This window comes from Xanthomonas sp. MUS 060 (genome assembly GCF_000963215.1).
Taxonomy (GTDB): Bacteria; Pseudomonadota; Gammaproteobacteria; order Xanthomonadales; family Xanthomonadaceae; genus Xanthomonas_A.
Window position 1 is genome coordinate 73,622 of record NZ_JZIM01000014.1, and the last position, 6,190, is coordinate 79,811.

The 6,190-nt window shown below is 60.6% G+C and carries 8 protein-coding genes and 2 pseudogenes; 2 read left to right on the forward strand and 8 right to left on the reverse strand.

Annotated elements, in window-relative coordinates; genetic code table 11:
* Positions 1-5: 5 nt before the first annotated feature.
* Positions 6-437 carry a type II toxin-antitoxin system RatA family toxin gene (locus tag XANALMUS060_RS12730; protein ID WP_045738745.1) on the reverse strand — a complete coding sequence of 144 codons (432 nt, stop codon included), beginning with the start codon at positions 435-437 and terminating at the stop codon, positions 6-8.
* Between the two features lie 61 nt (positions 438-498).
* Between XANALMUS060_RS12730 and smpB the strand changes: the two genes are divergently transcribed.
* Together smpB and XANALMUS060_RS12740 are read left to right on the forward strand one after the other, a co-directional pair.
* Complete coding sequence (gene smpB, locus XANALMUS060_RS12735) at positions 499-1,002, forward strand: SsrA-binding protein SmpB (protein ID WP_045727622.1); 504 nt, start codon at positions 499-501, stop codon at positions 1,000-1,002.
* Between the two features lie 659 nt (positions 1,003-1,661).
* A complete protein-coding gene (locus tag XANALMUS060_RS12740) occupies positions 1,662-1,925 on the forward strand; it encodes a SymE family type I addiction module toxin (protein WP_045738746.1) in 264 nt (87 codons plus the stop codon).
* A 65-nt stretch (positions 1,926-1,990) separates the two neighbouring features.
* Here XANALMUS060_RS12740 and XANALMUS060_RS19920 read toward each other — a convergent pair whose 3' ends face one another.
* The 7 genes and pseudogenes from XANALMUS060_RS19920 to XANALMUS060_RS12765 all read right to left on the reverse strand — a co-directional run.
* A complete protein-coding gene (locus XANALMUS060_RS19920) occupies positions 1,991-2,449 on the reverse strand; it encodes a hypothetical protein (protein ID WP_235430481.1) in 459 nt (152 codons plus the stop codon).
* Entirely contained in the window at positions 2,415-2,834 is a 420-nt protein-coding gene (locus XANALMUS060_RS12745; RefSeq protein WP_161795413.1) for a hypothetical protein, read from the reverse strand. Before XANALMUS060_RS12745 ends, XANALMUS060_RS19920 begins: the two co-directional genes overlap by 35 nt.
* A gap of 37 nt (positions 2,835-2,871) precedes the next feature.
* The gene (locus tag XANALMUS060_RS12750; RefSeq protein ID WP_152640500.1) at positions 2,872-3,717 is read right to left on the reverse strand and encodes a hypothetical protein; all 846 of its coding nucleotides are present in this window, start codon (positions 3,715-3,717) and stop codon (positions 2,872-2,874) included.
* A 62-nt stretch (positions 3,718-3,779) separates the two neighbouring features.
* Complete coding sequence (locus XANALMUS060_RS17550; protein ID WP_152640501.1) at positions 3,780-4,352, reverse strand: hypothetical protein; 573 nt, start codon at positions 4,350-4,352, stop codon at positions 3,780-3,782.
* Positions 4,353-4,433: 81 nt separating this feature from the next.
* Positions 4,434-5,030 (reverse strand): hemagglutinin repeat-containing protein, encoded by a 597-nt coding sequence (locus XANALMUS060_RS22095; protein ID WP_235430482.1) that lies wholly within the window; start codon positions 5,028-5,030, stop codon positions 4,434-4,436.
* Between the two features lie 67 nt (positions 5,031-5,097).
* Positions 5,098-5,493, reverse strand: a pseudogene (locus tag XANALMUS060_RS22100) (hemagglutinin repeat-containing protein); the annotation flags it as partial.
* Positions 5,494-5,547: 54 nt separating this feature from the next.
* Positions 5,548-6,190, reverse strand: a pseudogene (locus XANALMUS060_RS12765) (hypothetical protein); the annotation flags it as partial.

Below are 6,190 nucleotides of genomic sequence, written 5' to 3' on the forward strand. Positions count from 1 at the left end.
GCAAGCTATTCCCGTTCCTGGTCGGCGACGCGAACGAAGTCGTTGACCATGCGATCAGCCAGACTCTGGAAACCCAGCGCCAGCGCTGGCCCCAACAGCCGCGAGGCAGGCTCGAAGTCCAACATCAAGCTCACCTTGCTGGCGCGCTCGTTGAACCCCTGAAACTCCCACTGGCCTTGCATCCGTTTGAATGGGCCGTCACGCAGCAGCATTTCGATCCGGTGGGGACGCTGCAACCGATTTTCGGTGGTGAACCACGTGCGGAACGACCCCAAGCCCAGATCCAGCCGCGCCACCAAAGACTGGTCGCTCTGCTCCAGGATGTGGGCCGCATCGCACCAGGCGAACCGGCGCGGATAAGCGGCGACGTCGTTGACCAGATCGAACATGCGCGTTGCGGGGTGTTCGACCAGAGCGCTGCGGCGGATGATAGGCATTCGATACGAGGAAATCAGACCAAGACGATTCGGGAGGCCCCGAATCGGAGACAATAGCAAGATGAGCAAGAAACCTGGCAAGGATAAAGCAAACGGCGCGACGGCCAACAAGACCATCGCCCTGAACAAGCGCGCGCGCCACGAGTACCACCTGGAGGACCGATACGAAGCCGGACTGGCCCTGCAAGGCTGGGAGGTCAAGTCGATCCGCGCTGGCCGCGCCAACATCGGTGAGAGCTACGCGTTCGTCCGTCAAGGTGAACTGTTCCTGTTCGGCGCGCAGATCACACCGTTGATCCAAGCCTCCACCCATGTGGTCGCGGACGATAGACGCACACGCAAACTGCTATTGCACCGAAACGAGATCGACAAACTGATCGGTCGCGTCGAACGCGACGGCTACACCCTGGTCCCCACAGCGATGTATTGGAGCAAGAACAAGATCAAGCTGGAGATCGCACTCGCCAAGGGCAAGCAGGACCACGACAAGCGCAACGCGGCCAAAGACCGCGACTGGGCCCGCGACAAACAGCGGATCATGCGCCGGCACAACAAGAACGCGTGATGCCTGTCCACCACCGCCTGGCTATCGAGGTCGTGACCGGCGTGTAACGCCAGCGTCTTGCCTGCCACGATCTGTCCTGCTTGCAGCGTCAGATCGTGGCCCGCCGCCAGCACCACGTCGCCGGTGCCTTGCACGCGCATCGACATTGGCACCGGCCAGCAGCGCGCCGCCGTTGTCCAGATCGCCCGGATGCAGACGCAGGTACACCTGCGGCACCAGCGCGGTGGTGGGTGGTGCGCCCATCGGGCAGCGTCACTGTCTTCGCCACCAGCCACACGATGTCAAACACATCGGTTGACATAGAACTCAACCGAATGCAATCTCTTCCGTAAGGAGCTTCGAAACTCCTCACAGAGCGGTACCCACCTCCGTCAAACTGGTGGGTTTTTTGTGCTTGTTCGCAGGCGCAAGCCGACGCAATGCCTGCGTCGGGAGGGCGGCTAATACAACACCCTTCGGGGAAATACGCCCGCCGGCTCTGTGCGGTTTCGAACCTCCCGACATCCCGTCGCCGCTGGCGGCGGTTCTCGTACACCGAGGAGGCTTTTGCCATGCGTCAACCTTCATCACGCCGCAGTACAACAACCAAGCGTTCGCCAAGCCAAGCGACGCCGTGCACGGACCTGCAATGGACGTTTGTGGAACCGACGCTCACTCCCATGATGACGCGTGAGCAGGCGGCGGCGCTGAATGCTGACGAGAATGCTGCCAAGCTTGCACGCGCACAGCGCCCACCGCGACGTGTGCGTCCGACGCAACAGTGCACCATGGGTTATGGCTACTATCTCGATAACCATCAGCCAGTACCCGCACTGCGCCTGCGTGGTCGCTGGCTGGAAGAGTTGGGCTTCGCCATCGGCTGCAAGCTGCGCATCACTGTGCGGGATCGTGAGTTGGTGATTACGGTGGTTGGTGAGGAGTGAATAGCAGCGAACTTCAGACCACAGCCCTATGAATCACCGTGGATAATTTAGTAAATTTTATTTTATCAACCTCCGTCATGAATAACAGCCTTAAACCTTGCCCGACAGCCCGGATTTACTCTCGAAACATCCGTATCGCATCGCCCATTATAAATATAACCCTTATTAAGCATGCAAATTTGCATCCCATCAAACTGCTGACTAAGTCTAGCCGCATAAGCTAATCTTTCTTCGCCAGAAAAACTTCGCACCGCAGTATAACTGCCATCACTTCGTCCACCGCACGCGATCCAGTCCGCATTTAATTGCACTTTATTTACACCACTTTTACTCCACTCATCCCTAGGCGAAGTTGGATAATACAAAGCCTTATAAGCCTTCTTATCACACATCGCCATCGGCGTTTGCGGCCCACATATTGTGTTCCATTGCCAATAATGCAGCCTGTAAGCTGCACTAACAACAAAATAAAAAATAAAAATCGCATCATCATCGTGTCTCCGAGATAATTGTAGCAATCGCATTCCAGACATCAGGCGGCAGCGCCTTCGCCATTGCAAACGGCGCAGCAATAGGCACAGCCACTATCGTCCATGTATTATGAAATTTCTGCACGTATGAAGGCCTGTCGCGTCGCGCATTTCCTTCAGCGTCGTACAGGCCAGCAACTTGCCCACCGATCATGTCATGCGGTCCCGCAAAGTATTCGATCAAATGATCCTGCCAAGAGCCAGCGGCATAAGGTATACCCGCAAGAGTCCCCTGGATTCCTTGGATACCGCCAGTGAGACCGCCCATTTTCTTTCCTTCGTCGCTATTCAAGAAATCCGAGAGAGACATATTTGCACTTTTTGCGTTCCATTTTACATAACCAGATGACATATCCAAAGATCCATCCGGATTGGTCATGCAACGATAACTATCTTTACCACACAACGCATCCAAATCAATCCGCGTCCCACCCAAGTTTAACGCCATCCCTATCAACACCCGCACTTGGTCCATTGATATTATTGAGCACATTCGGATTCTTCGAGGTTGCATCGACGATACCAGCAGAAGGATCGATTACACCAGGGAAGACCTTGGAGCTTTCTATCATCTTCTGGCGCATCCAATCCGCAGCCGAACTCAGCGCTTCTTTCGATATCGCCTCGGTGGGCATGCCGGTCGCCGCGCCGACCAAGATATTCAACATCTTCTCTTGCGTTTTCAATTCATCCAGCTCGGATGCAACGGCGGCCTTCTCTTCAGGCGTCGTGGCCTCGTCCTGGCGCTTGCTCAGTTCTTCCTTTTTTGAGTCGGCGTAGCCACTGATGACGGTGTGTGCCTGCTGGGAGAACGTCGCCATGATCTGCGCACCAGCCGTCACTTGCTGTTGCAGTTGTTGCCCGTTCCAGTCCTTGACCAGGCCATTACCGCTGTCGCCGGTGTGCACGTCGCGCTTGAGTGCCGCAAGCGTGTCGGCCACGCTCTGTCCGCTCTTGGCTTGTTGCCCCGCTGCATCGGTGATGGTCAGTGCCCCGCCGCTGATCCCGCTGTGCGTGATCGAGGTCTGGCTGCCGCTCTTGCTGTCGTAGCCCGCTGCGGTTCCCCGCGCCCCGCTGCCTTGGTTCTGCCAGGACCAACTGCTGCCATTATTCGCTGTCGAAGGCATCTGGCTGCTGGCGCTGTCGCCACTGCCGCCATCGCTCTTGGCATCACTCTTGCCATTGCTACCACCCGCCGCATACCCGCCGGACAGGTTCACCCCCGTCGCCTTGTAATGGCTGGTGTTGGTGATGTCGGCCACCGTCAGCGTGCCGGTGGTCAGTTGGTTGCGCCCTTGGTCGATCGCACCCTGCGTGCTCGCGATCACTGCGCCCTTGAGTCGGCGTAGCCACTGATGACGGTGTGTGCCTGCTGGGAGAACGTCGCCATGATCTGCGCACCAGCCGTCACTTGCTGTTGCAGTTGTTGCCCGTTCCAGTCCTTGACCAGGCCATTACCGCTGTCGCCGGTGTGCACGTCGCGCTTGAGTGCCGCAAGCGTGTCGGCCACGCTCTGTCCGCTCTTGGCTTGTTGCCCCGCTGCATCGGTGATGGTCAGTGCCCCGCCGCTGATCCCGCTGTGCGTGATCGAGGTCTGGCTGCCGCTCTTGCTGTCGTAGCCCGCTGCGGTTCCCCGCGCCCCGCTGCCTTGGTTCTGCCAGGACCAACTGCTGCCATTATTCGCTGTCGAAGGCATCTGGCTGCTGGCGCTGTCGCCACTGCCGCCATCGCTCTTGGCATCACTCTTGCCATTGCTACCACCCGCCGCATACCCGCCGGACAGGTTCACCCCCGTCGCCTTGTAATGGCTGGTGTTGGTGATGTCGGCCACCGTCAGCGTGCCGGTGGTCAGTTGGTTGCGCCCTTGGTCGATCGCACCCTGCGTGCTCGCGATCACTGCGCCCTTCAAACAAATCCGTGTTGCCATGCACGGTGATGTCGAACCCGCCATCGCCGGCCTGGATACCGCTTTGTTCCGTCACGCTGGCAAAGTCGCCATCCACCTTGGAGTGGCTATAACTCGCACTGCCACTCGCCCCCATGCCCACGGTGACACTGGCACTGGCAGAGGTGTCGTGGCTCTTTGTTCCGTCACGCTGGCAAAGTCGCCATCCACCTTGGAGTGGCTATAACTCGCACTGCCACTCGCCCCCATGCCCACGGTGACACTGGCACTGGCAGAGGTGTCGTGGCTGGCGTAATGGCTGGTGTCCTGCTCGCTGTGGATGTGCAGATCACCGCCCACATCCGCCATCACCTTGTTCGCCGACAGCACCGCGCCATCCAGCGTGGTGTCGTGGCCGCTGATGAGCGTGGCCGTGTTGCCCGCCGACAGGTGGCTGTTGCGTTGGGTCACGTCCGTGCCATCGCCCTTGCCATGCGCGCTGCTGGCGTTGGCGGTGACGCCCGCCGCCATGCCGTCCGCGCCATAGTTCACCGACACGCCGATCGCCGCGCTGCCGCTCTTGCTGCGGCTGTGTTGCTCGCTGCTGTTCTGTGCCGACTCCACCGTGATGTCGTGGTCCGCCGCCAGCAGCAGGTTGTTGCCCGCTTTGACGTCGCTGCCGCGGATCAAGAGGTGCGCTGCTGGCGTTGGCGGTGACGCCCGCCGCCATGCCGTCCGCGCCATAGTTCACCGACACGCCGATCGCCGCGCTGCCGCTCTTGCTGCGGCTGTGTTGCTCGCTGCTGTTCTGTGCCGACTCCACCGTGATGTCGTGGTCCGCCGCCAGCAGCAGGTTGTTGCCCGCTTTGACGTCGCTGCCGCGGATCAAGAGGTTGCTGTCGTCGCCGCCGCCAGTGGCGATCAAGGTGACATTGCCGCCGGCATGCAGGGTCGAGCCCTTGACCGTGTCGCTGTGTTGTTCGCTCGCTCTCGCTATGGCTGCGGCTGCCACCCACGGTGATGGCGATGTTGATGCCCGCCCCTTGCGCCGCGTCCTTGACGCTATCGGCAGAGGCCAGGTTGCCCAGCGACTGACTCGCCCCATACGCACTGTACGCCGCCGACGCACCGGCCAGCGCCTGCATCCGCGCATCGCCCTTGGCCTGGCTGCCCGCCTGCGCACTTTGTACCGCCGACTGCGCCAGGTTCAGCGCCGCCTCTCGCTATGGCTGCGGCTGCCACCCACGGTGATGGCGATGTTGATGCCCGCCCCTTGCGCCGCGTCCTTGACGCTATCGGCAGAGGCCAGGTTGCCCAGCGACTGACTCGCCCCATACGCACTGTACGCCGCCGACGCACCGGCCAGCGCCTGCATCCGCGCATCGCCCTTGGCCTGGCTGCCCGCCTGCGCACTTTGTACCGCCGACTGNTCGCGGGTGTCGTGCACTTCGGTGATCGCGATGTCCTTCGCCTTGGCGGTGAGGTCGCCCTGCAACGCCATCACATCGCTGCCCGTGATCGCCAGCGTATTGCCCGCCACCAGCGTCACGTTGCCCTCCAGGCTGCCCACCGTGCTGCCGGTGTGGGTCACCGTGGCGTTGGTCGCATCGGTCTTGAGCGATTGCTTGCCGTAGGTGTCGTGCACTTCGGTGATCGCGATGTCCTTCGCCTTGGCGGTGAGGTCGCCCTGCAACGCCATCACATCGCTGCCCGTGATCGCCAGCGTATTGCCCGCCACCAGCGTCACGTTGCCCTCCAGGCTGCCCACCGTGCTGCCGGTGTGGGTCACCGTGGCGTTGGTCGCATCGGTCTTGAGCGATTGCTTGCCGTAGGTGACTGACGCTGAGGCC

Excerpts from the sequence above, each read along its gene's own strand:
- XANALMUS060_RS12730 (WP_045738745.1), bottom strand. The coding sequence starts at position 437 with ATGCCTATCATCCGCCGCAGCGCTCTGGTCGAACACCCCGCAACGCGC.
- smpB (WP_045727622.1), top strand. The coding sequence starts at position 499 with ATGAGCAAGAAACCTGGCAAGGATAAAGCAAACGGCGCGACGGCCAAC.
- XANALMUS060_RS12740 (WP_045738746.1), top strand. The coding sequence starts at position 1,662 with ATGATGACGCGTGAGCAGGCGGCGGCGCTGAATGCTGACGAGAATGCT.
- XANALMUS060_RS19920 (WP_235430481.1), bottom strand. The coding sequence starts at position 2,449 with ATGCGATTGCTACAATTATCTCGGAGACACGATGATGATGCGATTTTT.
- XANALMUS060_RS12745 (WP_161795413.1), bottom strand. The coding sequence starts at position 2,834 with ATGACCAATCCGGATGGATCTTTGGATATGTCATCTGGTTATGTAAAA.